Genomic DNA, 26,083 nt, shown 5'->3' with positions numbered 1-26,083 from the left:
ACGCGAACGGCGCCCAGTCCACACTTGAGGCGGAGTTTTACGCGACAGGCAAGGCACAGCACGAGGCTTGCGCTACGCGTTGTCCGGATGTTGCACCCTCGTCAGCAGTGACCTCCGTGTCACTATGCAGACCGATTCGCAACTGCCTGCGCAGCGCATCCCGTCCGGATTCGTCGAGGCTTCGAATGTGCTGACCGGTTGCCTACACGGTGCGCGTGGCCAGTAGCGCATAGCGTTCTGCATACGAACGCCGGATAAACCGAGCGCCCGGTGGGGCCGTGTAAGGCATCGGATTTTCCATTTCTGTCTTGCCCTGAGTCCACGATAAGGCGCCACACGTATCTCTGGATCGGAATTTGTTCCGTGAATGCTTTCGCTTGCCATCGGGAGCATGCTTGGTGACTATCATCTACTGGGCGAGAGCCGGTAAAATCATCAGCACGCACGCTTTGGATCGCTTTCTTGACCGTAGTTTCGTAGTCGAACTCGAGAACAACACCGCCCATTGTCATGCCGCGCTGTGAGAAAACCACTGACCAAGCCCCGGTGAACTGGGCACAAAAGTGGGTCGATTCGGCTATTGAGCTTGCCGCATTCGCCCTGACGCCCGAAGGGGTGGTTGCTTCCTGGAATCCCGGCGCCGTTGCCATCTATGGGCTACGATGCCGGCGAAATCATTGGCCGGCACTCGTCGGTCTTCCTTCCCGACGACGGTCGCGAAAGGGATGCGCTCGAAACGGAGCTTCGCAAGGCGCGGGCGCAAGGCAGTCGGGTCACCGAAGGCTGGCGCAAGCGCAAGGTCGGGTCCGTGTTCTGGGCGAGTGTCGTGACGACGGCGATATTCGACGACGATCGTCGATTGCTCGGCTTCGCCAAGCTGGTTCGCGACAAAAGCGGAAAGCGCAAGGCGCACGATGCGGTGATCGAAAGCGAGCGGCGATTCAGACTGCTCGTGGAAGGGGTGACCGACTACTCGATCTTCATGCTTTCGCCGCAAGGGCACGTCACCAACTGGAACCAGGGCGCACGGCGCATCAAGGGATACACCGAGCAGGAGATCGTCGGCTCTCACTTCTCCCGGTTCTACGCGCCCGAAGACGTGGCGGCGGGATTGCCCCGGCGTGCACTCGAGATCGCCGCACGCGAGGGGCGTTGCGAGTCCGAGGGGTGGCGCGTGCGTCGCGACGGCACACGCTTCTGGGCGCATGTGATCGTCGACGCCATTCGCGACGAAGCGGGCCTGCTGATCGGCTTTGCGAAGATCACGCGCGATGTCACCGAGAAGCGCGAAGCGGATCGGCTGCTCGAACAGACGCGCGCGGCGCTCTTTCAATCGCAGAAAATGGAAGCTATCGGCAAGCTGACGGGCGGCGTGGCGCACGACTTCAACAACGTGCTCCAAGTCCTGCGCGGAAATCTCGAACTGCTCGAAAGCCGGTGCGCGCGTGACAACTGGACGAGCGAGCGCCTTGCCAGCGCCATCGACGCCGTCGAGCGGGGAGCGAAGCTGGCGGCTCAGTTGCTTGCTTTCGGCCGCCGTCAGGCGTTGCGTCCCGTCTCGGTGAACCTTGGCGCGATGGTGCGGGACATGGACGACCTGTTGCGCCGCGCCCTTGGCGAAACGATCGACGTCGAGACGGTGATATCCGGCGGCCTCTGGAATGCTTTCGTCGATCCTCATCAGCTCGAAAACGTCGTCCTGAACCTGGCGATCAACGCGCGCGATGCCATGCCCGACGGCGGCAAGCTCACGATAGAACTGGCCAACGCCATGCTCGACGACCGCTACGTGCGCTCGTTATCCGACGTTCCCGCCGGACAGTATGTGATGCTGGGCGTGACCGACAATGGCAGTGGCATGACGTCCGAGGTGATCGAGCGCGCGTTCGATCCATTCTTCACCACCAAGCCTGAGGGCGTGGGAAGCGGACTCGGACTCAGCATGGCCTATGGCTTCGTCAAGCAATCGGGCGGGCACATTCGCATCTATAGCGAAGTCGGTCACGGAACAACCGTTCGCATCTATCTGCCGCGATCTTCGGCGGAAGCGCTCGAGCGAAAGGCGCGAATCAATGCGCCCATGATGGGCGGAAGCGAAACGGTGCTCGTGGTCGAGGATGACAAGAAAGTTCAGGCAACTGTGATCGCCATGCTGGAAGACCTCGGCTATCGCGTGCTGAAGGCGGACAACGCCGAACAAGCGCTCGTGGTTCTGAGCAGTGGCGCTCATGTCGATCTGCTGTTTACGGACGTGGTCATGCCGGGCGCGTTGAAGAGTCCGGACATGGCGCGGCGCGCTTTGCAACTGCAACCGCATCTTCGGGTGCTGTTCACGTCGGGATACACGCAGAATGCGATCGTTCACGGGGGGCGACTGGACGCTGGCGTGGAACTGCTGAGCAAGCCCTATAGCCGCGAGGACGTGGCCTACAAGCTCAGGGACGTATTCGGCTCGGCCGGACAGGTGCTCGGAGCCGACGCACAGGGCGAACGGCCGCTCGACGTGTCGACCATCCAGAGAAGCGAGATACGCGTGCTCGTGGTCGACGACGACGAACCCACGCGCGAGGCGGTGAAGGAGTTGCTCATTCTGCTTGGGCACAAGCCCTTCGTCGTCGCCAACGCGACGATTGCGCTGCAGGCCATGAAGGACACGCCATTCGATGCATTGCTCACCGATATCAATCTGCCCGACATGTCGGGCGTCGAGCTGGCGCGATGCATCGTCCGGGTGCACGCGCAGATCAAGGTCATCTTCGCATCGGGCGACCCGGTCGTCGCGGAGGACGTCCAGGACTTCGCCTGGCTGGCGCTGCGTAAGCCGTACACGGTCGATCAGCTCCAGGATGCGATAGTGGGGGCCCCGTTCGCCTCGCGCCGTTGACGCCCGATCCCGGGCTTCGCCGTTCGAAAGAAGCCCGGCGCGAAACCTTCGGGCTAGCCGTCGAGACTGCCCAGAAAGGCATGGCTCGGAGCGAAGAACGTCACCCCGGCCACGGCTTTCGAGAAGTCCAGAATGCGGTCGTGCAGGGGAGGCGGGTCGCCGATGAACATCCGCTCGATCATCTTTTCCATCACCCACAAGTGGCGCGAGTAGCCGATGAAATACGTGCCGTACTGTCCAACGCCCGGCACGGCGAACGGCATGTTGTCTCGGAGGATGGGGTGCTCGCCTGCTTCATCCACGATCGTGCACAGCGTCTTGTGCGATTTCTGGCCGCCCTTGGCGTCCGGCAATTCGACGTTATCGAATTTCGTGCGCCCGATGATTGCTTCCTGGGTCTCGATACGTTGAGCCCTCCAGGCGGAGAGCTCGTGCAGATACTTCTGAATCACGATGTAGCTGCCTCCCGCATGCTCGGGATCTTCGTCGCCGACGATCGTCGACTGCGGCAGGCCGAGACCATCCGGATTGCCCGTGCCATCGACGAATTCGAGCAGGTCGCGGCCGTCGAAGTAACGAAACCCCGCTACATCGTCAATGGCCGTGACGGACGGGCCGAACGCTTCGAGCAGGAGTTTCTCGAACTCCACGATCAGGCCCATCGATCCGGCGCGGATGTGATACAGCAAGTCGCCCGCCGTGGCGACCGCGGTATGTGTGGCGCCTCGCACTTCCTGAAAAGGCCTGAGTTCCCGAGGCATCGGCTTGTTCGTCAGCGCACTCCAGATTCGATGCGAGATCCCGACGTTGCATGTGAATGCCCCGCCATTGGCGCGTAGCAGAATGCCCTTGACGAGGTCGTCCGTGTTATGGGCGATGACGGAGCGCGCGCGAGCAACGGAGGTGTCGTCGTCCTTGACTGTCAGGACGAGGAATGCCGCGGCCGCCGACAACGGCGCGTCGATGGACTGCAGTTCCGTGTCCGGCATTCCTTGCGAATTATGGGGCGGTGCAGTGTTTGGGCTCACAAAGTTCTCCGTAGGGCGGTGAGTGATCCAGTCGAGAAGGACTCGCCGATTCGTCGCAGGGAAGTCAACACACGGCACGATCAGCCGTGAGTCCTTGCTCCGATCGTCTCACGATTTCGACCGGCGTACCTCGATGTCTCCAGCCGGGTGCGCGCCCGCCCGGAAAGCGAGCCACGTCGTTTCGTGCTAAGTTGAAATGCGAGTCGCGCGGCACTCGCGCGACACTCCTAATGCCGGCGCCCGGAGTGCCTCGGCGTTCGTGGCCTCTTCGGCTTCGTGCCGTTTCCTCCCCTGACGCAAGAACCCTACATAGGCCATGTCACCTCAGCGAATCATGTTTATCCGCCATGCGGAAAAACCCGCTCCTTCGATGGGTGCAGGAATCGACGAAGACGGCAAGCCCGACGAGGAAAGTCTGTCCGTGCGCGGCTGGCAGCGCGCCGGAGCGCTGACGCAGTTCTTTCGGTCGGGCGATGCCGCGCAGCGCGAAAAAATGACACCCGGTTGCATTTTCGCCGCGGGCAGCGGTCCCGGCAGTAAAAGCAATCGGTCGATGCAGACGGTCGCGCCTCTGGTCAGGCAGTTGCAGGAAAGCGCCCATATCAAGTATTCGTCGAGTTACCTGAAGGACGATGGCGAAGCGTTGATGCATGAGGTGCTGGCCGAGACCGGGGTGATTCTGATTGCGTGGGAGCACAAGATCCTCCCGTCGCTGATCGGACTGCTGCCCAACGCGCCAACGGTCCCGTCAGCCTGGCCCGAGCACCGGTTCGATATGGTCTGGATCGTCGAGCGCGAAGGCGAGGGGTGGCGCTTTTCACAGCATCCGCAGCTTTTGCTCGCGGGCGATAGCGCCGAGCCGATCAAATAGGGCGTTGCGTATCGCCTTCGACTAGCCTGCTCGTTGCGAGGCGACGGGTGAATCACGTCATCGACGCTCGGGATAACTGATTTTCATCGTGTCCGATCACGCGATGCCGGCGCTTCGCCTCCAGCCTCCGGGTCGTTCACGTCGGCAGGCGGCGCGTGGCGGCCGAGCCGAGTTTCTTCGACGCGATCCGCCGCGCCAGGGAACACTCGTTGCGGCATGGCATCGGCGCGCTGTGATGCGGCGAGGGTTTGCGCGGCTGCCGCCCGCAACGGCGGGACGTCCGCAGCGGCGCTCGGCAGCATCATGCCCCTGCCGGATGGTTGTCGATGATCTCGTGCAGGGCATCGTCCACTGTTTTCAGCGCGACGAATCGCATCTGCTCGCGGGCGTCGGCCGGAATGTCTTCGAGATCGACGACATTGCGCGAGGGAAGGAGCACGGTGCGGATGCCGCCACGCAAGGCGGCCAGCACCTTCTCCTTGATGCCGCCCACGGGCAGCACGACGCCACGAAGACTGATTTCGCCTGTCACGGCGCAATCGCTGCGTACGGGCTTGCCCAAGAGCAGCGACGCGATGGCGACGAACATCGCGACACCCGCGCTGGGTCCGTCCTTGGGCACCGCGCCGGCCGGCACATGGATGTGGATGTCGCGCTTCTCGAATCTGGAACTGTCGATCTGCAGCGTGTCGCAGCGCGATTTGACGAGCGTGAGCGCGGCCTGGGCGCTTTCCTTCATCACTTCGCCCAACTGACCCGTGAGCACCAGCCTGCCGTTGCCGGGCGAGCTGCTCGCTTCAATGAAGAGCAGGTCGCCGCCGACGGGCGTCCACGCCAGCCCGGTCACGACGCCCGGCATGCTGGTGCGCAGGGCCACTTCGTTCTCGAAGCGCCGGTGCCCGAGAATCGCCGTCAGATCGCCGGGCTCGATGCGTTCTCGCGTGGTCTGGTCTTCCGCGACGCGCAACGCAACGTATCGAAACACGGCGCCGATCTGCCGTTCCAGGCTGCGAACGCCGGCCTCGCGCGTGTAGTCGCGAACGATCGAGCGAATGGCGTCGTCGCTGAGCTGGCACTGCGCCTCGGTGAGTCCGCACGCCTTCAGTTGCCGGGGAACGAGAAAACGGCGCGCGATCTCAAACTTCTCGGCTTCCGTGTATCCCGGCAGATCGAGCATTTCCATGCGGTCCCGCAGCGGGCCGGCTATGCCCTCCGCCTGATTGGCGGTCGCAATGAACACGACAGCGGACAGGTCGAAGGGAACGCCCAGGTAGTTGTCGCGGAAGGCACGATTCTGCTCCGGGTCCAGGACTTCAAGCATCGCGGCCGACGGGTCGCCGTGTACGCCGTGCCCCAGCTTGTCCAGTTCGTCGAGCAGCATCACGCAATTGCGCGCGCCGGCCTTGCGGATTGCCTGGATGATGTTGCCCGGCATCGCGCCGATATAGGTACGCCGATGGCCGCGAATCTCCGACTCATCATGCACGCCACCGAGGCTCACGCGCACGAATGGCCGCTCCAGCGCTCGGGCGATGCTCTGGCCCAGCGAGGTCTTGCCGACGCCGGGCGGCCCCAGAAAACAGAGAATCGGGACGTTTCCCTCCGGATTGAGCTTCCTCACGCCCAGATATTCCAGAATGCGCCGCTTCACCTTTTCGAGGCCGAAGTGGGCTTCTTCCAGCACACTCCGGGCGTGCGCGATATCGATGGGCGCCGCCGGCGGAAGACTCCACGGCAGTTCGCTCAGAAGTTCCAGATAGCTCATGCCAATGGCATATTCGGCGGAGCCTTCCGGTGCGCGTTCCAGCCGGGCAAGTTCCTTGCGGGCGTGCTTGTCGACGTCCGTCGGCATATCGGCGGCGGTAACGGCTTGCGCCAGTTGCCTGAGTTCTTCCTCTATTTCGGCGTTTTCGCCAAGCTCGTTCTGGATGGTCTTGAGTTGCTCGCGCAGCATGACTTCGCGCTGTCGTTCGTCGAGCCTCCCGCGTGTCTGCTCACCAATCTCCAGCGACAGACGAAGGACCTCGATTCGTCCCGCAATGGCGTCCAGCACCATGTCGAGGCGCTTGCGGATGTCGAGCGTCTCCAGGATGTCCTGCTTGCGCTCAGGAGCGATATCGAGCAGGCCGGCGACCGTGTCCGCCAGCAGGCCCGGAGCCTCGATCGCGTCGAGCGCTTTCACCAGGTCCGCGCCCGCATTGGGCAACAATGCGATCATTTCTCCGGCGCGTTGGCGCAGGACGAGCACGCGTGCGTCGATTGCGGCATCGGTTTGCGTCGGGTCGGCGATGAACTCCACACGGGCGGCGCGAAAATCCAGGCCATCGATCGGAGCGACGAGCCTGAAACGACTTACTCCCTGGCAGACGAGGTGATGGTTGCCATCCTGAGAGTTCGTCAAATAGCGCAGCACATTGGCCACGGTCCCTACGGCGTGCAATCCGTCGAAAGGCGGCTCCATCACTTGCGGGTCGCGCTGCAGAACGATGCCCAGGGGCGACTGGCGCCTGACGGCCGCCTGCACGTCCTGTTTCAACAGCGCGGTCTCGGCCCTGAGCGGCAGGACCATGCCGGGGAAGAGCACGGTGTTACGCACCGGCAGCAAGATCAGGCCATTCTCGGGCAATGGCGATGGGGCAGGCGGCTCGCTCCCCTGCGTCTCCGTTTCCGGGCGCCTGGTGGTGTCCGTAGTCATCGTCGCTCCTTGAAAACGCTGTCGCCAGCGGGTTTCATTCCAGCGTCTCGATATGCAGCAACAGACACCCGTGCTCGGAATCGCGTCCGGCCAGGCGATAGCGTCCTGCGGGAAGCCGGACTTGTCGCTCGAATCGCCCGTACGGTATTTCGAAGCAATGCACGGTGGCCCTGGACAAAGCGTTGGCGACTTTGCGTTCGGCGGTCACGGTCAAGGTATTGTTTTCGAGGCTGACCTGAACGAGATCCGGCCTGATGCCAGGCAACGCGACGACGACCGACAATCTGCCATGGTCTTCGAAGAACTCTATGGGAGGTTCCCATACCGGCGCCTGTGCTTGCTGTCCCGCCAGCCGAAAGAATTGACGATGCAATTGGGCGGCACGCTCCAGCGCGTCAACGGCAGCTTCCCACATTCTCGCGTGATGCGTGATGGTCATGAGCGAATCCCGATGAGTGGCGCTTAGACAGAAAAACCCTTGACTCATTAAAGGGCGGGCAGCGCGTGAGTGTCAAGAAACAAACTCTCTCTGAACGAGGCGGTACGAATGGGCCACGAGACCGCATGCGAGATGGCCGGGCGCGGCAAGACCGATAGTGCGTTTTGGATGGCTTTGATCTGGCGATCCGATAATAACTATCGGGTCTTAACGATACAGGGCTGCGCCATCATGGATTCAGACGCATGGACCTTAGGCGCATGAGCATTTGAGCACGTCACGTGAACCATGTATCGAGCGCCGTTGACCTGCCATTCAGCTTGACATCCCGACAATACGGGCGTGAAGATGGCCACTGAAATCAGCATGCCGGCTCTTGCGAGCGATTTCTTTTGAGGCTTTGCACCGGAGGAACATGATGCACGACATGACGTGGATTGTGGTGGCGGATGAAGGTCGGGCGCGAGTGTTCCAGGCTCCGGGACTCACACTCGATCTGGAAGAAGTCGATGATTTCGTCAATGTCGCGCATAGCGCCACGACGCTAACCGAGAAGCAGGCGGCCGAATTTTCCGCCAGTGAACGAAAGGAAAAGGAAAGGGATAAATTCGCGACTCAGGTGGCCGAATACCTGGAAAAGGCGCGGTTAGATCAGCGCTTTGGCCGTCTGCGACTGATTGCCGAACCCAAATTCCTTGGCATGGTGCTGTCCGGTCTGAGCGCGCAAACCCGCGAACTCATCTTCGAGAAACTCAGCAAGGATTATTCGTCGCTGAGCACCAGAGAGATACAAGAGCGTCTGCAACAAGGCTGACATCGGCATGATATGAAAGTCCGTTTCGTCATGCGCGACGCAAAACGAAACGGCTTTGGCGTCGTGTCTCGCCGTGCTAGTTAAATCCGTTCACGTTGCGTCAAGACGCATCGGACGGGCCAGTTCGAATGCATAGCCGTAGTGCTCCGATATCTGGCGCGCGCTTCAAGCCGCGAAAGACGCTAGCGTGAAGCCGGCGTTTCTCCGCTTCAGCTTCGCCACTCAAAATTCCAGGCCTATGCTTGAGCGGCGATGCTTTAGGCGCGCAATCAATGACACGCGGCGGCCGGGGCGCGCCACCCATCCGGTGTGATCCGATACTAAGCATCGTTGAACGAACATTCGTCGTCGTGCCCTAAAGGGCTCATGCCTGCTATTTTGTATGGGGCGACGCAGGGTCTCCGTGAAAGCAATAGGTTCTGCCGGAAGCGAGGGAGCCGGGTTGGCGGTGTCGAGCCGTACCGCTTGTCGATGAACGCGCTGTTCTAATGTTCTTGCTTCAGGTTGGCCGAGTGCAGACGGGGCCGCCTTGCTTCGTTTAGGCAATCCAGCAGCTTTTCGGGTCCTTCGCGATCTGCCCTCGTGAATGCCGGCGTGCTTCCCCGGTTGAGCGAGTTCCCTGACGTGATGAAAAAAAAATTTCAGATGCCCAACAACAACACACCAGAACCACAAGCCGTCTGCGATCCGATTTCCCGAAGCGCGATCTTTCTCACCCTGACGGTGGCGCGCGGCGAAGACCACGTTGCCGCCGTGCGTGAATGGTGCGGCGACATCGCCGCGCTCGTTCGTGCGGTCGGCACGCGCGCGCCTACCGCCAACCTCTCCTGCGTGTGCGGTTTCGGCTCCGAAGCGTGGGACTTGCTCTTCGGCGCGCCGCGTCCCGCGTCGCTGCATCCGTTCATCGATTTCGGCTCGGGCGAGCGCCGCGCAATCGCGACGCCGGGCGACATCCTGCTTCATATCCGCGCGGATCATATGGACCTGTGCTTCGAGCTTGCGTCGCAACTGCTCGACAAGCTCGGCGATGCGGTGACGGTCGTCGACGAGGTGCACGGGTTTCGCTACTTCGATCTGCGCGACATGGTGGGCTTCGTCGACGGCACGGAGAATCCATCGGGGAGAAGCGCCGCAAATTGCACGATCATCGGTGAGGAGGATCAGGAATTCGTGGGCGGCAGCTATGTAATCGCGCAGAAGTACTTTCATGACCTAGAGGCATGGAGTGGTCTGACGGTCGAGCAACAGGAAAAGATTATCGGGCGCAAGAAGCTATCCGATGTCGAACTGGACGCGGACGTGAAACCCTCGTGCTCGCACAGTTCGCTCACGACCATCGACGAGAATGGTCAGGAGGTGAAGATCCTGCGGCACAACATGGCCTTCGGCCGTCCCGGCGCCAAGGAGTTTGGCACCTATTTCATCGGTTATGCGCGCGCGCCCGGACCGATCGAGCAGATGATGGAGAACATGTTCGTCGGCCGGCCGCCGGGCAATTACGACCGTCTGCTCGACTACAGTCGCGCGGTGACGGGCGGGCTCTTCTTCGTGCCGTCCGCCGATCTGCTCGACGCGCTTCCCGACAGAACGCCCGCGGCGGCGGTGACAGCCTCGCCCGCCGGCGCGCCTCGGCTCGAAGCGAGCCGCAGCGGAACACTGAATATCGGCTCACTCAAAGGAACGCTACAACATGAATAACCTGCATCGCGAGCTTGCACCGATTTCCGACGACGCATGGGAACAGATCGAAGCCGAAGTGGCGCGCACCTTCAGGCGCTCCGTCGCGGGGCGGCGAGTGATCGACGTGAAGAGCCCGGGCGGCGCCGCGCTCGCGGCCATCGGCACAGGGCATCAGATGAATGTCGCCGCGCCAAGGAAGGGCGTGTCGGCCAGGCTCTACGACGTCCGGCAACTCGTGCAGTTGAGCGTGCCGTTCACGTTGCAGCGCGAGTCGGTCGACAGCGTGGAGCGCGGTTCGAATGACGGCGACTGGCAGCCCGCCAAGACCGCCGCAAGCGATCTGGCGCTCGCCGAGGACAGCGCGATTTTCGATGGCTTCGCGGCCGCGGGCATCGTCGGCATACGCCAGGGCAGCTCGAACGCGCCGACGATGCCGCCCGCCGAGGTCGCCGACTACCCCGCCGCCATCAGCCAGGCGCTGGAAAAGCTGCGGCTCGCGGGCGTCGACGGTCCGTACTCGGTGCTGCTGGGCGCGGATGCCTATACGGCGCTTGCCGAGGCGAGCGATCAGGGCTATCCCGTGATCCAGCACATCAAGCGTATCGTGAGTGGAGAGGTGGTGTGGGCGCCCGCGGTGCAGGGCGGCTGTGTGCTGTCCACGCGCGGCGGCGATTACGAATTACATATCGGACAGGACCTGTCCATTGGCTATACGAGTCATACCGATACGACCGTGCAGTTGTATCTGTGCGAGACGCTGACGTTCCTGATGTTGACGAGCGAGGCTTCGGTATCCATCGCGGCAGGGGAATGACGCCCGGCCGCACCGGATAACACGACGCCATAAAAGACCTTGGGGAGTGAGACCTGGTTACCACGCGGTGGCTCGGGTCGAGTCGCACCGACAGTCGCATATCGGTGGGCCCGATGGTGATCCGCCCGAACATGGAGACGATTGATCATGCCTGCTCTTTGCGAAATTTGTCATGCCCGTCCAGCGGTCGCGCAAGTGACCGTCGTGCAGAACGGCCAGCGCAAGTCGATGTCAATCTGCGAGTACGACTACCGGCAGTTGATGCGGCATCAAAGCATGCTGAATCCGTTCGATTCCCTGTTGGGCGGCGGGGGCTTGTCGCGTCTGATGGGCGGTATGCCCGGCGGCGGCGATGAAGACGACGACGAAGACATAGTGGCCTCGGTGCCGCGCGAGTCCGTCGATGTCACCGATGCCTTCAGCGAACAGACGATGGAACTGCTGCAGCGCGCCGCCGAAAAGGCGCACGAGTTCCAGAAGACCGAACTCGACACCGAACAGGTGCTCTACGTGCTCGCCGACACGGACGTCGTGCAGGCGCTATTCAAGGAACTGAAGCTCGCCCCTGACGACATCAGGCGCTACATCGACGAGCACGCGCAAAAGGGCAAGGCCGAGCCCGATGCGCCCGTCGAGAAGATGACCATCTCGCCGCGCCTGAAGAAAGCATTTCAGTACGCGTTCCAGGCATCGCGCGAACTCGGGCATTCGTATGTCGGTCCGGAGCATGTGTTGATCGGGCTGGCGTCGGTGCCCGACTCCATCGCGGGCGCGCTGCTGAAGAAGTACGGCGTGACGCCGGAAGCGTTGCGTCAGAAGGTGGTGAAAGTCGTCGGCAAGGGCGCGGAAGATGGACGCGTCGATACGCCGAGCGGCACGCCCACGCTCGACAAGTTCGGCCGCGATCTCACCGCGATGGCGCGTGAGGGCAAGCTCGATCCGGTGCTCGGACGCGCGCTGGAAATCGAAAATACGATCGAGGTGCTCGCGCGGCGCAAGAAGAACAATCCGGTGCTGATCGGCGAGCCGGGCGTCGGCAAGACCGCGATCGTGGAAGGGCTCGCGCAGCGGATCGTCAATGACGACGTGCCCGAGGACCTGCGCAACAAGCGGCTCATCGAGATCAACATCAACTCGATGGTCGCGGGCGCGAAGTATCGCGGCGAGTTCGAGGAGCGCGCAAAACAGCTCATCGACGAGGTCACGGCCAAGCAAGGCGAGCTGATCGTGTTCATCGACGAACTGCATACGATCGTCGGCGCGGGGCAAGGCGGCGGCGAAGGCGGTCTCGATATCGCCAACGTGCTGAAGCCGGCGCTCGCGCGCGGCGAGCTGAGTCTCATCGGCGCAACGACACTCAACGAGTATCAGAAGTACATCGAAAAGGATGCGGCGCTCGAACGGCGCTTTCAACCGGTGCTGGTGCCGGAGCCGACGGTGGAGCAGACCATCGTGATCCTGCGTGGCTTGCGCGACAAGCTCGAAGCGCACCATCAGGTCACGTTCGCGGACGATGCGTTCGTCGCCGCGGCCGAGTTGTCGGATCGCTATATCACGTCGCGCTATCTGCCGGACAAGGCCATCGATCTCATCGATCAGGCGGCGGCGCGGGTGCGCATCGGTTCGACTTCGCGGCCGCCGGAGATTCAGGAACTGGAAGCGGAGATGGCGCAGTTGAAGCGCGAGCAGGATTACGCTTCGTCGCGCAAGCGTTTCGACGAAGCAAAGGGCTTCGAGGAACGTATCAAGGAAAAGCAGGCGAAGCTCGACGAGCAGACCGAAGCATGGCAGCGCAAGACCGGCTCGGAGACGCTCGAAGTGACGGTCGCGTCGGTGGCGGAAGTGGTCTCGCGTCTCACCGGCATACCGGTCACCGAACTCACGCAGGAAGAGCGCCAGAAGCTCCTCGACATGGAGAACAAGCTGCGCGAGCGCGTCGTCGGGCAGGACGAAGCGGTGACCGCCGTGAGCGATGCGGTGCGTCTGTCGCGTGCCGGCATGGGTCAGGCGAACCGGCCGATCGCGACCTTCCTGTTCCTGGGACCGACCGGCGTCGGCAAGACCGAGCTTGCGAAGGCGCTTGCGGAAACGGTGTTCGGCGACGAGCAGGCCGTGATCCGTATCGACATGTCGGAATACATGGAGCGGCATGCAGTGGCGCGACTGATCGGTGCGCCGCCGGGATATGTCGGCTATGACGAAGGCGGGCAGCTCACCGAGCGCGTGCGGCGCCGTCCGTACAGCGTGATCCTGCTCGACGAAATCGAGAAGGCGCATCCCGACGTGAACAACGTGCTGCTGCAAGTATTCGACGACGGCCGCCTCACCGATGGCAAGGGCCGTGTGGTCGACTTCAGCAACACCGTCATCATCTCGACGAGCAATCTGGGCGCGTCCATCATCATGGACAACCTTGAAAAGGAAGAGAAGGATCGCGATTCGGAAAAGGACATGCGCGAGAAGCTCATGGACGTGCTGAAAGGCCACTTCCGCCCCGAGTTCCTGAATCGCATCGACGAGATCATCGTGTTCCATGGGCTTTCGCGCGAGAACATCCGCTCGATCGTGCAGATTCAGATCGAGCGCGTCACGCGCACGGCCGCCGCGCAGGACATCACGCTCAAGGTGCAGGACTCGGTCATCGATCATCTCGCCGATGTCGGATATCGGCCGGAATTCGGCGCACGCGAACTGAAGCGCCAGATTCGTCAGGAACTGGAAACGCGGCTCGCGAAGGAAATCCTCGGCGACAAGCTCAAGTCCGGCGACACGGTCGATGTGACCTACGACAAGGACACTGACAAGGTCGCGTTTACCAAGGTCGAAGCGGAAGCGAAGCCAAAGGAGAAGAAGGCCAGGTCGGGAAGCAAGAAGAGCACGGCGAAGCCGGCGGAAGGCGCAAAGGAGTCCGCCAAGAGCGAATCCTGAGCGGGTGAGCGGGCGTTCGCAGGGAACCGGGCGGCGATGTCAGCCGCCCAGCTCCTGAAACGCATGGCCGTTCGCATCCAGTTCCTTGAGAATGTCGGGCGAGAGCTCGCTTTGCCAGACATGCCCGGAGAATTGCCACTGCTTCGCTTCGGCCGCCGCGAAATCCGGCAGGCCCGCTCCTTTGCGAACGTATAGCCCGAGCGACGGTTTGGTGAGGTTGATGTAGAAGTCGAACTCCGACTGTTGCTGTTGCATGGTGCACCTCCGGATGGCTTGAAAAGGGCGTTTCACTCAGCATAGGCCACGCCACGGCAAAGGGGCGATTTTTTAGCGAAGCGTGTGTATGCTCGAAGGGACGAAGAGCCTTCCCAGACGATTTGGGATGCTTAGTTTTAAGGCGAGAGGGAGTTGACGCCAATGCAGAAAATTTATTCAAATTCCGACCGATCATAATTATCGGAGCACGCGGACGCACGACGACGGCCAAACGGCTACATTAGGGGGTGAGCTTCGAACGGAGGGGACTATGCGTCCTGGATTTGATGCGTTTATGGGCTTCAACATCGCGGTCGAAGTCCGTCAGAATCACAGAGGTGCGTGGGTTGCGGAGATCGAGTTCAGCAAGGATGGCCAGCCTCTCGTCGACGTATGGCCCCGGACGACTCAGCCCGAATGGCTGACTCCCGAGGAGGCCACGCGCGACGGGATCGAATGGGCGCGCCGGGTCTTGATGCAACAGTACGGGCAGGCGTCCCATTCCTGGGTCGCCACCCGCGAGCGCGCGTCGGCCTGGGTGCAGTCCGAAGTCGATAGGCGTCGGGATGGAACCACGTTTTACGGTTGACATGACCGCCTTCGACCGAGGTTACCGCGCTCGCCGTACAGGCTATCGGCACGAATCGTTTGATGACGGCGAGAGCGGTCAGCAGCGTGGCGGGAAGGGCAATCTTGCGAGGTCGAGACGATGAAAGCAGACTCCCGAAGCAAGCGCAAAACGCTGGTCATGCAAATGTGCTGGTTTATCGCGCTTTGGGTATTCGGCGTGGCAGCCACCATGATTGCGGTTTATCCGCTCAAGCTGCTTATCAAGCTTGCTTCAAAAAGCGGTTGAGGTGGCCGGGGGCTCTTGAAACGGATGAAGAGGTCTGCGGCATGTCCATGAGGTCGCCTCCGCAGAGCGGATGTCAGGTTATCCGCGAAAGCGGGACGCGGCCGCGGGTCATTCGAACCACCGGGAATCATCTGCCCTAAGCTTAATCGACCCATGAGCCTCTATCCGCAGGCCCTCCGAAATCGGCCGCATATGAGTGCGGCGTTCTGTCTTGGATTGGTGATGGCATTGTCGTCGCCGGCGTCGTTTGGCCCGGTCACTCGCGCCCTCATCGGCTGGGACACCGGCGTATGGGCATTCCTCGCGACGATCTGGTATCAGATGCTGAAGGCGAATCCCGAGGACGTTCGCGCACGCGCCACCGTCAACGACGAGAACGCCGTGACGGTTCTGACCGTGATCTCCATCGCCACGGTAGCAAGCATCATGGCGATCGTTCTTGAATTAGGCTCGACGAAAGGGCTCGCCCTTGAATCCAAGCTCATGCGAGCCGCGCTCACCGGCCTTACGCTGTTCGGCGCGTGGTTTCTGATTCCGACGATCTTCGCACAGCATTACGCTCGAATCTTTTACGCGTCCGATCCGCAGGCGCCTGCGCTGGACTTCCCCGACCAGGGACTGGAGCCGGATTATCTGGATCTGCTTTATTTTTCTTTCACGATCGCCCTGGCATCTCAGACCGCCGATATCGGCTTGCGCGGGCGCAGCGCGCGGCGAACCGCGCTGGCGCAATCCATCCTCGCGTTCTATTTCAATGTCACGGTGTTAGGTCTCTGCGTGAATATTGCGGCAAGCATGGTCGGAGGCTGACGAGGAATCGCGAAGGCATCGACGCCGCGACCGTCATCCGTTTCGAATCGAGCACGCGCACCCCGTCTCCTCAGAGATTGCGACGGAAAACGCTGCCTCCGGTTGCGGCGATCAATGTATCGACCTGCGCGGGTGTGTCCTCGTCGGCTTCCAGGATCAGCGCCACCTGACCGGCCGGAAGGCGCGTAAGGATCGATTTCACCGATTCATCGTCCAGAACATCGGATATGAGTTGCTCGGCGATGCCCGCCGAGGTACCCACGGTGAAACCCAATAGCGCGCCCGCGGGGCCACCGAGCAAGCCCAGAAGCGTGCCGGTAATGGCGCCGATGACCGGGCCCCAAATTGCTCTTGACTGCGTGGAGAGGACGTGGGTGTTGCCGTCGGAACCTTTCTGCACGAGTACGCCGCTATGAATCGTCAGTCCTTCATCTTCGGATGCGAAACGATGGATTTCCCGGCTAGCCTGTTCGGCAGTTGCCACGCTCGAAAACGTGGCGATTATCAGATGGCTCGACATGCTGACCTCCTCGCTTGAACGTCACGTGAATTGATAGGGGTGCCTGGGCCGCAATTCATCGGGCAACGCGCGGCCATAGATCTCGAAGACCGACCGTTCAATGTTCCGTGATATGGAGTCGAGCGCGAGTGCATTGGGCGCCTCGCTGAACGGGTCCGCCACCTCGCTCGCGATTGCCTCCAGTGCGATCAAGGTGTATGAAATGAAGACACAGAGCAGGGGGGTGAAGAACTCCGTGGAATCTACAAGTCCAAAAGGAAGCAAGACACAATACGCGTAGACCGTGCGGTGCAGTAGCACGCTATAGGCGAACGGAATGGGCGTTGAGGCGATACGCTCGCATCCGCCAACTGATCTTTCGAGCTCGGAAATCTGATTGTCCAGAATAATGAGCCTGGTCATCGCGCTTCCATCCAGGTCTTCGAGTTGAGCGAGGCGTTCACGCATTGCGCTCAATATGGCGGCCGGCAGGTAGGCTTTCATTCGAAACGTCGTCTTCTCACCGCCGTCGAGCAATCGGTTGAGGTCGTGCACGGAGTCGGTTCGACGTAACTGATGCTTGAGCGCATAGGGAACCGCGACGATTAAATTGCAGAACCGGACATGATCCATCTGCGTCGGAAAGTAAGAGAGCGTTTGCGAGGCAAGATTGCGACTTGCAATCAGGATGTTGCCCCACAGGTGGCGAGCTTCATTGAACCTCGCGTAACTTTCATTGTTCCGAAACGCCAGAAATATCGCCAGCGCAATGCCTAAGAGCGTGAACGGGGTGGTGTTCAGTGGGATTTTTTCGCCAAAGATTTTTCCCTGGGTCAGGACTGCAAGGCTACTGATGATCAGCATGAAAACAAGCTGAGGGATAATCGATTGGAGCACCGAGCCATTCCATACGAAAAGCAACGTGAACCAGTTTTGATTCGGTCGGACGATCATGGATGCTCTCAATCGGCGGATAGGTCGGGAGTTGGTCGCTTCGGCCGGACTGGTCACGTTTGTTCGGCCCAACGCCACGCTTGGCTCCTGAAGAATGGGCTAGTGATATCCGGCGTCGCCCTCACGGACTTTTCCGCGAAACACCCGATATTGCATCGCGTTGTAGACCAAAATCACCGGCAGAACGATGGCGGTTCCGACCAGTGCAAAAATCTGGCTCGATCGGGTAGACGACGCTTCCCAGATGGTGAGAGAAGGCGGAACGATGTACGGCCAGATGCTGATGATCAGACCGCTGAAACCGAGGAAGCATATCGCCAACGTCAGAAGGAACGGTGTCGCCTCGTGACGTTGTTTGAGGGTGTGGTAAATGCCCCAGGTGCATGCGACAACCAGGATCGGCACCGGTGCAAAATACTTCGTGTTGCCGCTCCCGAACCAGCGCGCCTCCACCCTTGGAAGTCCCAGCACGGTCCAGATGCTGACAACCACGATCGTGCCAAACAAGACCGCAATCAACGGTTTCATCACCGCGCGCATCTTGCTTTGCAGGTCGCCGTCGGTCTTCATGATGAGCCATCCGCACCCCAGGGTCGCGTAGGTGGTCATCAGGCCGAAACCGCAGAACAGGCTGAATGGCGAGAGCCAGTCGAAAGGCGCGCCCGCGAAGCGGCCGTCGACGATCCTGATACCTTGCAGGAGCGAACCGAGAACGACGCCCTGACAGAACGATGCAAGAGCCGATCCGCCAATGAAGGCGAGATCCCAGGCATGTTGCGTTCGCCGGGCCTTTGCCCGGAGTTCGAACGCCGCGCCTCTAAAGATCAAACCGATCACCATCAGGATGAGCGGCATGTAGTTCGCGGGAAGCAGCGTCGAATACGCGATCGGGAACGCGCCATACAGACCCGCACCTCCTAATACGAGGAAGGTCTCGTTGCCGTCCCAGACTGGAGCAACGGTATTGAGCATGACTTCCCGCTCCCCCTTGCTTTCGAAGAACGGGAATAGCAGACCGATGCCGAGATCGAATCCGTCGAGAATGACGTAGATAAAGACGGCGAGGCCGATGATGAGTGCCCAGACAATCGGAAGATCGAGTTGCATTTTATTTTTCTCCCTCCAGCGCGTCGAGCGGACGGTTGCGAAGCACAGGGTGACGCAGATGCGCCCATTGATCGACCACGGCATTCGGTCCACGCTTCATCATCTTGAGCATGTAATAGATGCCGACACCGAACACCAGGAAATAGACCATCACGAAGATCAGAAGGGATACGCCTGCCTGCTGCGCGCCGATCGGAGACACTGAATCGATCGTTCGAAGGACGCCATAGACCGTCCACGGCTGTCTCCCGACCTCGGTGGTAATCCACCCGGCCAGCAAAGCTACAATGCCTGAAGGCCCCATGCAGAATACGAAGCCTTGAAACCAGCGCGCTTCATACAGCCGTCCCTGGAAGCGGAGAAACAAGGCGATTAGCGCAGTCAGCAGCATGAGCATGCCCAGGCCAGCCATCAGCCGAAAGGTCCAGAATATGATCGGCGAATAGGGCCGATCTTCCTTCTTGAACTCCTTCAGTCCGCGGATCTCGCCGGTCCAGCTATGGGTGAGAATAAGACTGCCCAGATGCGGTATCGAGATTGCGTAACGCGTGACCTCCGCTTCCATATCGGGAAGCCCCACAAGGTTCAGAGCTGTCCCGCCTTTTTCCGTATCCCACAGGCCTTCGATGGCTGCGATCTTCGCCGGTTGATGTTCACGCGTGTTCAGCCCGTGTGCGTCACCGACCACGATCTGAAGGGGCGCGAGGAGCAGCAAGATCCAGAGGGCCATCGAAAAGCTGCGCTTGACGGGCTCGTCGGCACGGCCGTTTCGTAGATGCCAGGCGCCACACGCGGCAATGATGAACGCGGCAACGATGAAAGCCGCGATCGTCATGTGCACGAGTCGATACGGAAACGAAGGATTGAAAATGACCTTGAGCCAGTCGGTGGGCACGATGCGGCCGTTGACCATGGCAAACCCTTGAGGGGTGTGCATGAAACTATTGGAGGCAAGAATCCAGAACGTCGAAATCAGCGTTCCAACGGCCACCATGAGCGTCGCAAAGAAATGCGCGCGCGGCCCGACACGGTTCCATCCAAAAAGCATGACGCCCAGAAATCCGGCTTCGAGAAAGAAAGCGGTCAGGACCTCGTAGGTGAGTAGCGGTCCGGTGATGTTGCCTGCGACGTTGGAGAAGCCGCTCCAGTTGGTGCCGAATTCGTAGGCCATCACGACGCCCGACACCACGCCCATGCCAAAGCCGACCGCGAAAATGCGCGACCAGAAGTGGAACATCTCCCGGTAAGCGACGTTGCCGGTTGCAAGCCATCGCCATTCCAGTACCGCGAGGAAGCTGGCCATCCCGATGCTGATTGCCGGAAAAACGATATGGAACGACACGGTGAATGCGAATTGCAATCTCGCAAGATGAAAGGCGTCGAAGATATCCATTTGGCGCGGCTCCAATGGCATGATGCGAGGTCACAACTCAGGCAATGAACTCCAGGGATATCGTCTTCGGGGTGACGGGCCCCTGGAGCGTGCCGAGACGCGGCTATTCTGATTTGTTGTCTAGGCAATTGCCTTTAGACGCTGCTGCTTCAGCATGTCAGGGCGCGGTCGCCTCCGAGCGACGCACGCGCACCGGCACGGATTTGTACGATGGCGTTCCGCTTTCCTTATCGATGTAATCCAGCGGCACGAGGACATTCGCCTCCGGGTAGTACGCGGCGACAGACCCTGGAGCGATCTTGTATTCAATCGCTGTGATCCCCCTTAGCGCGAGTGCCCGGTCGGTGCAGATCGTCTCGATGTCCACGACATCGCCATGTTCGAGGCCGAGCGCAGTTAAATCGGCTTCGTTCATGAAGAGTATGTCGCGTCTGCCGAACACGCCGCGATAGCGATCATCCATTGCGTAGATCGTCGTGTTGTATTGATCGTGGCTACGGATGGTAATCAGGCGCAGCACGCCTTCGGCGCCCAGAACGTCGGCATCCTCCTTGACGCCCTGGTAGATCGAAAACTCGGCTTTGCCGGAGGGGGTATGCCAAACACGTTCGGTAGGCGGGAGGGGAAGCCTGAATCCACCTGGAACGCGAATGCGCTCATTGAACGCTTCGAATCCGGGAATGGTTCGCTCGATGGCATCGCGGATCTTGTCGTAATCCGCGATGAGTTCGTCCCACTTCACCTTGCTCGCTGGCAGGGTCGCTTTCGCCATGCCGGCAACGATCGCGGGCTCGGAGCGCAGGAATTCGGATGCGGGCGTCAACTTGCCCGAGGACGCATGGACCATCGACATCGAGTCCTCGACGGTAATCGACTGCCGGCCGCTGGCCTGCATATCGAGCTCTGTCCGGCCCAGGCACGGCAGCACGTAGGTTTCTTTCCCGACCAGGAGATGGGTTCGATTGAGCTTGGTGCCGATGTGAACGCTGAGATCGAGCTCTCTCATGGCGGGAAAGGCCAGGTCGGAGTCAGGCAGGGCGACGGCGAAGTTGCCGCCAAGGCAGACGAGCGCTTTGGATTTCCCCTCGATCATGGCCTGCATCGCCTGCACGGCATCGTGACCGTGCGCTTGTGGCGGGGAAAAGCCAAAAACCGATTCTAAGCTGCTGAGAAACGCAGTAGAAGGCTTTTCCGTGATCCCGACGGTTCGATTTCCCTGCACGTTGGAGTGCCCTCTGAGAGGGCAAATGCCGGCGCCGGGCTTGCCGAAGTTTCCCTTCAGCAACAGCAGATCAGCGATCAGCCTAACGTTCGCCGTTCCCCGGTTATGCTGAGTGACTCCCATGCCGTAGGTGACGATCGTCGCCTTCGACTTTGCATAGGCGAGCGCGACCTGCTCCAGCCCCGGCCGGTTGAGTCCGCTCGCTTTCTCGATGTCTGCCCATTCCGTCGCTTCGATATCCTGCTTGAATGCCTCGAAGTTGTTAGTGTGCTGGGCGATAAACTCGTGATCGAGCACGTTTCCTTCTTCCTCGTCCATCGCCAGCAATGCCTTGATGACGCCCTTGATCGCGGCCGCGTCGCCTCCGGCGTCCAGCTGATAATAGGTCGATGCGATTCTCGTCGAGCTGAAGGTTGCCATTTCGATGGCATCCTGGGGATCGGCGAAGCGTTCGAGCGCGCGTTCCCGCAACGGATTGAAGACGATGATCGGCACGTTGCGCCGCGAGGCCTCATGCAGGGTGCCCATCATGCGCGGATGGTTCGTGCCGGGATTGTGCCCAATGGATATGATGAGCTCTGCGACGTCGAAATCCTCCAGCGAGACCGTCCCCTTACCAATGCCGATGGATTGCGGGAGGCCGACGCTTGTCGGCTCGTGGCACATGTTCGAGCAATCGGGGAAGTTGTTCGTGCCATGCTCGCGCGCAAACAATTGAAACAGGTAGGCTGCTTCGTTCGATGCTCGGCCCGACGTGTAGAACTCGGCCTCATCCGGAGGCAGATTGCGGAGAATTTCTCCGATGCGGCGGAACGCTTCCTCCCAGTCAACCGGCAGAAATTTGTCGCTTGCCCGATCGTACACCAGCGGGTGCGTCAGTCGCCCCATTCCTTCCAGTTCGAAATCGGTCATGCCGCGCAAGGAGGTGACCGTATTCGCGGCAAAGAAATCAGGGCCGACGCGCTTGGTGGTGGCCTCCCAGGTGACGGCCTTCGCTCCGTTCTCGCAAAACTGGAACGTAGACCGATGCTCCTTGTCGGGCCATGCGCAGCCGGGGCAATCGAAGCCATCGGGCTGATTGGTGCGCATCAGGATGATAGGTGCCTCGACCGTCTCCATCTGCGTTCTCACCGCTTGTGCCGTAGCTTTCAGCGCGCCCCAGCCACCCGCCGGCGAATCATACGGACGAACACCAGGAACCTCTCTTTTTGCCATGCCGGCCTCCGAAGGGATGCGGATAAGAACTGCGGGTCGTTGCTGATCAAGCGATCCGGCGCTGCGCAATCAAGAACGCGTGCAGGTTTGCCGTGTGCGCTTATGGCGAACTTATTCGAATCGAATTCAGCGCGACAAGGGATGAGTCATTGTAGGTGTTGTCACAATGCCTGGTGCGATGTGCTAAACGATGCTAAGTATCGTCAACGACTAAGTCGTAATGTTTTATAGAATATGGCGACCGAGGTAGCGGGGCAGTAAAAGCAAGGCAGAACTTGTTCATTTTCCGATTGGAGACTACCTGAGAGCGCCCTCTCCTGAACGCCGCAATCAGGCACTCGGCAGAAAATTGGGAACGACATTCCTCAGAATGGAGACGATGGTTCGCACTCGCTGCGGCACGGGACGTTGGGCCTGGATCAGCAGATTCAAATCAAGCGGGACGATCTTGAAGCCGGGCAGCATTTTCACGAGATCTCCTTTTTCAAGTGCTTCCGTGGAGGCGTATTCCTCGAACACGCCGATACCCATGCCCATACGGACCATTTCAAACGCCGGGCGCCAATGGCTTGTCTTGATGTCGCTTGGAAAAGGTATGTTCTCCACCACGCCCGAGTCGCTGATCATCGGAATCTGATCCGCTGGGTTGTGGAAGCTGATCAGGGTATGCGAGGCGAGATCACTCGGCGATTCGATAGGACCATTCTTTTCGGCGTAGGCGGGCGAAGCCACGAGAAACCGGCTCACCTTTCCGAGCGGGTAAGCGATGAACGCGCCTTCTCCAAGGGGCCCGGTGCGAAACGATATGTCTACCCCTTCGGTGACCAGATCGACGACCCGGTCATTCAGCGTCAGGCTCAATGGCGTTGGCGGGAAATTGCTTCGGAAGTATTCGATGAGGTGGGGCAGTATCGTCTCTCCGAAGCAATGTGGTGCTGCGATGCGCGTGATGCCATTTGTAAGCTGCTGATCTCCGGTAATCTCGCTTATCGCCTCGGAAGCGGCCTGAAGGATCGTCTTGCTCCGCTCATAGAACGTCTGACCCTCGGGCGTGCAACTGAAGGCTCTCGCGCTTCGCAGAAGCAAGCGGCACCCGACGAACTTCTCAAGCCGCTCGATTCGCTCGCTCACCGTCGACTGGCCGATCTCGAGATCGCGCGCTGCATCGGAGATGCTCGCGCGTTCAACCACCCGTACATAAATACGCATGCTTTCGATGAGATTCATCGACAAGGCCCGCCCGAACTGCCTTGTGCGGGAGCGGGGCGCGAGCACGCCTGATTGCCTCGAAGCGCGGCACGGTCGTCTTCTTGAATCCGGACAGCGGAGCGTCTGTTGTGCACGTTCAATACCTATCAGCTATTTGAATTGCTTCCACGATAGGCGCGTTACCGCAAGTGCATGCATTACAGATCAGGTGGTTTGGTTAGGGTACAGTTTCGAAATATGGTGAAAATGGTTTGCTGTTTCTTCCGCGTTCCAAGCCGGGTGAGCGGCCGGACGACCTTTGTCTGAGGTTTTATGGCGTTGTATGAAAAGCTTGCGAACGATGTTGAGGCGCTTATCCGCGGCGGAGTGTATAGACCGGGTGAGCGGCTGCCATCCGTTCGCGAGTTGAGCAAGCAGCATGGCCGATCCATATCTACGGTCATTCGGGCATACCTGCGCTTGGAAAGTAAGGGCTTGATTTCCTCGCGGCCTCAGTCTGGCTTCTACGTGCGTGAGAGTTCAGCGAGCGCCGACGACCGGCCGATTTTGCCGATCCTTCTCTCCACACCAGCCTCAGTGTCAAGCCCGGTCGACGTGAGCCGACTCGTGCTGTCGACGCTGCGCAGGATTCAAGTGGACAACGCGGTGCCGTTGGGATCGCCGTATCCGGATGCTACGGCGTTTCCTTTCGACAAACTCAACCGCATAGCGGCAAAGATCGGCCGTTCACAAAAGATGTGGGGCGTGGGTGACGCTCTGCCGCCAGGGAATTGCGAACTGATCCGGCAAATAGCGAAGCGTCACCTGGAAGGCGGGCTGCTAGTGGACCCCAATCAGATCATCATCACAGTCGGAGCAACCGAAGCGATCAATCTTGCTTTGCAGGCAGTCGCAAATCCTGGCGACACAATTGCGGTTGAATCGCCCACCTTCTATGCCATGTTGCATGCGATCGAGCGGTTGGGGATGCGGGCCATCGAGGTTCCAACCCATCCGACGCTCGGAATCGATACGGATGCGCTCTCTAGTTTGATCAAACGGGAAAATGTAAAGGCGTGCATGCTCATGCCGAATTTCCAGAATCCGCTTGGGTTCGAAATGCCGGACGAGCGAAAAGAAGCTTTGATGGCTCTGCTCGGCGAGCATGAAATACCCGTCGTGGAAAATGCGGTCTATAACGAGCTGTATTTCGGGAAAACAGCGCCGTCTACGTTAAAGAAATTTGATAAAAAAGGACTGGTCGTGACATGCGCGTCCTTTTCAAAGAGTTTGACGGCGGCGTACCGCATCGGATGGGTAGTCCCAGGAGTGTATCGGGACAAAATTGAAAACCTTAAATTTCTGAACACGCTGACTTCTCCACCCATTCCGCAAATGGCGATCGCGGAATTTTTGGAGTCGGGAGGGTATGAGCGTCATCTCCGACGCCTGCGGAAGATCTACGCGCATCAGACCAAATGGACAAGAGCGTTGATCCACCGATTTTTCCCATCGGGGACGCGGATCTCCGAACCTCGCGGGGGCTACGTCTTGTGGGTGGAGATGCCTGCCAGGGTGGACGCGATGGAAGTCTATCGACAGGCGCTCGACCGCGGCATCACCGTAGGACCGGGTCACATGTTTTCCATCTTCGAGGAAACATATCGGAACTTTCTACGCATTAACTGCAGTAGTCCGTGGTCTATGCGAATGGAAGAGGCGCTGATGACGGTGGGTAAAATCGTCGCTTATCTCGCTCACTAGGCTTGTGAAGCGAGCGGCGCCTGCGCTCGAACGGGCCTGCAGATACCGGAGTCGACAATGCAGATCGGAACGATCATCGTGTTTTTCGAAACCATAGATCGTGCTGAGAGAGCCTTCAACGCATTGGATGCACTTGAAGGGGCCTCTGTCGCGACGCTCGTAAAGTCAAGCAGTCGATGCATAAAAAGTCGTCATCTAACGGCGCATCGCTTCGCGGATTTAGCCTCAATTCGCCTTGCGCCGAAGGCGCGATCAAGGAAATCGCGAGCGCAGGGCTGGCGACAGGAATCGGCCCAACAGGAGCCGTTCGTTCGCACGGTTGCCTCAACATCCACGTCGGTTTCAGTTACGAACCGGCCATTCAATTGGCAATGTTGAAGTATTGCTGTTAGACAGAGGATGGGGCGGCACCGACAGGACAAAGAGTCACGAGTCGTTGGGTGGAGTCCATGGGACACGAGACGAACACGGGAGCGCGGCGTCGCATTGCGGCGTGCAGTGTAAAACGAGCGGCGCGGATTGCGTTCGAACATGCGTTGTGAAACACGTGCTGTTTTCGTGTTCGGTGCACGAAGCTGCATTCAAACTCCGTGCGGCATCGACTTCGACCACTGCACACAACCGCTTCTCAAACCCTCGGCGTTGTGATTTTGTCTATGATGAAGCT

Annotated in this window: 19 protein-coding genes and 1 pseudogene; 10 read left to right on the top strand and 10 right to left on the bottom strand. The window is 60.0% G+C overall.

Annotated features, from left to right (window positions below):
- The first annotated feature begins 510 nt into the window (after positions 1–510).
- A pseudogene (locus tag ACEN42_RS41985) lies at positions 511–2,884 on the top strand (PAS domain S-box protein).
- A gap of 53 nt (positions 2,885–2,937) precedes the next feature.
- Here the strand turns inward: ACEN42_RS41985 and ACEN42_RS41980 are convergent.
- Complete coding sequence (locus ACEN42_RS41980) at positions 2,938–3,873, bottom strand: Dyp-type peroxidase (protein WP_371884692.1); 936 nt, start codon at positions 3,871–3,873, stop codon at positions 2,938–2,940.
- 460 nt (positions 3,874–4,333) lie between these two features.
- On the opposite strand from ACEN42_RS41980, the gene ACEN42_RS41975 reads away from it, so the two are divergent.
- On the top strand, positions 4,334–4,783 hold the full coding sequence (locus ACEN42_RS41975; RefSeq protein WP_371884229.1) for a phosphoglycerate mutase family protein: 450 nt from the start codon (positions 4,334–4,336) through the stop codon (positions 4,781–4,783).
- A 301-nt stretch (positions 4,784–5,084) separates the two neighbouring features.
- Here ACEN42_RS41975 and lon read toward each other — a convergent pair whose 3' ends face one another.
- Both lon and ACEN42_RS41965 read right to left on the bottom strand, forming a co-directional pair.
- A complete protein-coding gene (lon, locus tag ACEN42_RS41970; protein ID WP_371884228.1) occupies positions 5,085–7,478 on the bottom strand; it encodes an endopeptidase La in 2,394 nt (797 codons plus the stop codon).
- Positions 7,479–7,512: 34 nt separating this feature from the next.
- Entirely contained in the window at positions 7,513–7,917 is a 405-nt protein-coding gene (locus ACEN42_RS41965; protein WP_371884227.1) for an Hsp20/alpha crystallin family protein, read from the bottom strand.
- Positions 7,918–8,332: 415 nt separating this feature from the next.
- On the opposite strand from ACEN42_RS41965, the gene ACEN42_RS41960 reads away from it, so the two are divergent.
- The 4 genes from ACEN42_RS41960 to ACEN42_RS41945 all read left to right on the top strand — a co-directional run bounded on the left by ACEN42_RS41960 (position 8,333) and on the right by ACEN42_RS41945 (position 14,153).
- A complete protein-coding gene (locus tag ACEN42_RS41960) occupies positions 8,333–8,731 on the top strand; it encodes a host attachment protein (protein WP_371884226.1) in 399 nt (132 codons plus the stop codon).
- A 627-nt stretch (positions 8,732–9,358) separates the two neighbouring features.
- Positions 9,359–10,429: a Dyp-type peroxidase gene (locus ACEN42_RS41955; RefSeq protein ID WP_371884225.1), complete on the top strand. Its 1,071-nt coding sequence runs from the start codon at positions 9,359–9,361 to the stop codon at positions 10,427–10,429.
- The gene (locus ACEN42_RS41950; RefSeq protein ID WP_371884224.1) at positions 10,422–11,225 is read left to right on the top strand and encodes a family 1 encapsulin nanocompartment shell protein; all 804 of its coding nucleotides are present in this window, start codon (positions 10,422–10,424) and stop codon (positions 11,223–11,225) included. The genes ACEN42_RS41955 and ACEN42_RS41950 overlap by 8 nt, the downstream gene beginning before the upstream one ends.
- Positions 11,226–11,372: 147 nt before the next feature.
- Entirely contained in the window at positions 11,373–14,153 is a 2,781-nt protein-coding gene (locus ACEN42_RS41945) for an AAA family ATPase (RefSeq protein WP_371884223.1), read from the top strand.
- A 39-nt stretch (positions 14,154–14,192) separates the two neighbouring features.
- Here the strand turns inward: ACEN42_RS41945 and ACEN42_RS41940 are convergent, their stop codons facing one another.
- Positions 14,193–14,408 (bottom strand): hypothetical protein, encoded by a 216-nt coding sequence (locus tag ACEN42_RS41940; protein ID WP_371884222.1) that lies wholly within the window; start codon positions 14,406–14,408, stop codon positions 14,193–14,195.
- A 271-nt stretch (positions 14,409–14,679) separates the two neighbouring features.
- Here ACEN42_RS41940 and ACEN42_RS41935 point away from each other — a divergent pair, with 271 nt between their 5' ends.
- The 3 genes from ACEN42_RS41935 (at position 14,680) to ACEN42_RS41925 (ending at position 16,074) form a co-directional block, all read left to right on the top strand.
- On the top strand, positions 14,680–14,997 hold the full coding sequence (locus tag ACEN42_RS41935) for a DUF6566 family protein (protein ID WP_371884221.1): 318 nt from the start codon (positions 14,680–14,682) through the stop codon (positions 14,995–14,997).
- A gap of 120 nt (positions 14,998–15,117) precedes the next feature.
- Positions 15,118–15,264, top strand: coding sequence for a hypothetical protein (locus ACEN42_RS41930; RefSeq protein ID WP_371884220.1), 147 nt, complete (start codon positions 15,118–15,120; stop codon positions 15,262–15,264).
- A gap of 153 nt (positions 15,265–15,417) precedes the next feature.
- Positions 15,418–16,074, top strand: a complete 657-nt coding sequence (locus tag ACEN42_RS41925) for a DUF1345 domain-containing protein (RefSeq protein WP_371884219.1) — start codon at positions 15,418–15,420, stop codon at positions 16,072–16,074.
- A gap of 70 nt (positions 16,075–16,144) precedes the next feature.
- Here the strand turns inward: ACEN42_RS41925 and ACEN42_RS41920 are convergent, their stop codons facing one another.
- From ACEN42_RS41920 to ACEN42_RS41895, 6 genes are all read right to left on the bottom strand, one after another.
- On the bottom strand, positions 16,145–16,594 hold the full coding sequence (locus tag ACEN42_RS41920; RefSeq protein ID WP_371884218.1) for a DUF1269 domain-containing protein: 450 nt from the start codon (positions 16,592–16,594) through the stop codon (positions 16,145–16,147).
- A gap of 21 nt (positions 16,595–16,615) precedes the next feature.
- Entirely contained in the window at positions 16,616–17,527 is a 912-nt protein-coding gene (locus tag ACEN42_RS41915; RefSeq protein WP_371884217.1) for a bestrophin family protein, read from the bottom strand.
- A 99-nt stretch (positions 17,528–17,626) separates the two neighbouring features.
- Complete coding sequence (gene cydB, locus ACEN42_RS41910) at positions 17,627–18,634, bottom strand: cytochrome d ubiquinol oxidase subunit II (protein WP_371884216.1); 1,008 nt, start codon at positions 18,632–18,634, stop codon at positions 17,627–17,629.
- 1 nt (position 18,635) lies between these two features.
- Positions 18,636–20,027, bottom strand: a complete 1,392-nt coding sequence (locus ACEN42_RS41905) for a cytochrome ubiquinol oxidase subunit I (protein WP_371884215.1) — start codon at positions 20,025–20,027, stop codon at positions 18,636–18,638.
- A gap of 157 nt (positions 20,028–20,184) precedes the next feature.
- Complete coding sequence (locus tag ACEN42_RS41900; protein WP_371884214.1) at positions 20,185–22,464, bottom strand: FdhF/YdeP family oxidoreductase; 2,280 nt, start codon at positions 22,462–22,464, stop codon at positions 20,185–20,187.
- Between the two features lie 330 nt (positions 22,465–22,794).
- Positions 22,795–23,691, bottom strand: coding sequence for a LysR family transcriptional regulator (locus ACEN42_RS41895; protein ID WP_371884213.1), 897 nt, complete (start codon positions 23,689–23,691; stop codon positions 22,795–22,797).
- A 294-nt stretch (positions 23,692–23,985) separates the two neighbouring features.
- Between ACEN42_RS41895 and ACEN42_RS41890 the strand changes: the two genes are divergently transcribed.
- Positions 23,986–25,416, top strand: a complete 1,431-nt coding sequence (locus ACEN42_RS41890) for a PLP-dependent aminotransferase family protein (protein WP_371884212.1) — start codon at positions 23,986–23,988, stop codon at positions 25,414–25,416.
- The last annotated feature ends 667 nt before the right edge of the window (positions 25,417–26,083 follow it).

This window comes from Caballeronia sp. S22 (assembly GCF_964261745.1).
Classification (GTDB): domain Bacteria; phylum Pseudomonadota; class Gammaproteobacteria; order Burkholderiales; family Burkholderiaceae; genus Caballeronia; species Caballeronia jiangsuensis.
This window is presented reverse-complemented; position numbering and strand designations above follow the sequence as displayed.

What these genes read in the sequence shown, in the direction of transcription:
- ACEN42_RS41980 (WP_371884692.1), bottom strand. Translation starts at nt 3,873, where the DNA reads ATGCCGGACACGGAACTGCAGTCCATCGACGCGCCGTTGTCGGCGGCC.
- lon (WP_371884228.1), bottom strand. Translation starts at nt 7,478, where the DNA reads ATGACTACGGACACCACCAGGCGCCCGGAAACGGAGACGCAGGGGAGC.
- ACEN42_RS41965 (WP_371884227.1), bottom strand. Translation starts at nt 7,917, where the DNA reads ATGACCATCACGCATCACGCGAGAATGTGGGAAGCTGCCGTTGACGCG.
- ACEN42_RS41960 (WP_371884226.1), top strand. Translation starts at nt 8,333, where the DNA reads ATGATGCACGACATGACGTGGATTGTGGTGGCGGATGAAGGTCGGGCG.
- ACEN42_RS41955 (WP_371884225.1), top strand. Translation starts at nt 9,359, where the DNA reads ATGAAAAAAAAATTTCAGATGCCCAACAACAACACACCAGAACCACAA.
- ACEN42_RS41950 (WP_371884224.1), top strand. Translation starts at nt 10,422, where the DNA reads ATGAATAACCTGCATCGCGAGCTTGCACCGATTTCCGACGACGCATGG.
- ACEN42_RS41945 (WP_371884223.1), top strand. Translation starts at nt 11,373, where the DNA reads ATGCCTGCTCTTTGCGAAATTTGTCATGCCCGTCCAGCGGTCGCGCAA.
- ACEN42_RS41940 (WP_371884222.1), bottom strand. Translation starts at nt 14,408, where the DNA reads ATGCAACAGCAACAGTCGGAGTTCGACTTCTACATCAACCTCACCAAA.
- ACEN42_RS41935 (WP_371884221.1), top strand. Translation starts at nt 14,680, where the DNA reads ATGCGTCCTGGATTTGATGCGTTTATGGGCTTCAACATCGCGGTCGAA.
- ACEN42_RS41930 (WP_371884220.1), top strand. Translation starts at nt 15,118, where the DNA reads ATGAAAGCAGACTCCCGAAGCAAGCGCAAAACGCTGGTCATGCAAATG.
- ACEN42_RS41925 (WP_371884219.1), top strand. Translation starts at nt 15,418, where the DNA reads ATGAGCCTCTATCCGCAGGCCCTCCGAAATCGGCCGCATATGAGTGCG.
- ACEN42_RS41920 (WP_371884218.1), bottom strand. Translation starts at nt 16,594, where the DNA reads ATGTCGAGCCATCTGATAATCGCCACGTTTTCGAGCGTGGCAACTGCC.
- ACEN42_RS41915 (WP_371884217.1), bottom strand. Translation starts at nt 17,527, where the DNA reads ATGATCGTCCGACCGAATCAAAACTGGTTCACGTTGCTTTTCGTATGG.
- cydB (WP_371884216.1), bottom strand. Translation starts at nt 18,634, where the DNA reads ATGCAACTCGATCTTCCGATTGTCTGGGCACTCATCATCGGCCTCGCC.
- ACEN42_RS41905 (WP_371884215.1), bottom strand. Translation starts at nt 20,027, where the DNA reads ATGGATATCTTCGACGCCTTTCATCTTGCGAGATTGCAATTCGCATTC.
- ACEN42_RS41900 (WP_371884214.1), bottom strand. Translation starts at nt 22,464, where the DNA reads ATGGCAAAAAGAGAGGTTCCTGGTGTTCGTCCGTATGATTCGCCGGCG.
- ACEN42_RS41895 (WP_371884213.1), bottom strand. Translation starts at nt 23,691, where the DNA reads ATGAATCTCATCGAAAGCATGCGTATTTATGTACGGGTGGTTGAACGC.
- ACEN42_RS41890 (WP_371884212.1), top strand. Translation starts at nt 23,986, where the DNA reads ATGGCGTTGTATGAAAAGCTTGCGAACGATGTTGAGGCGCTTATCCGC.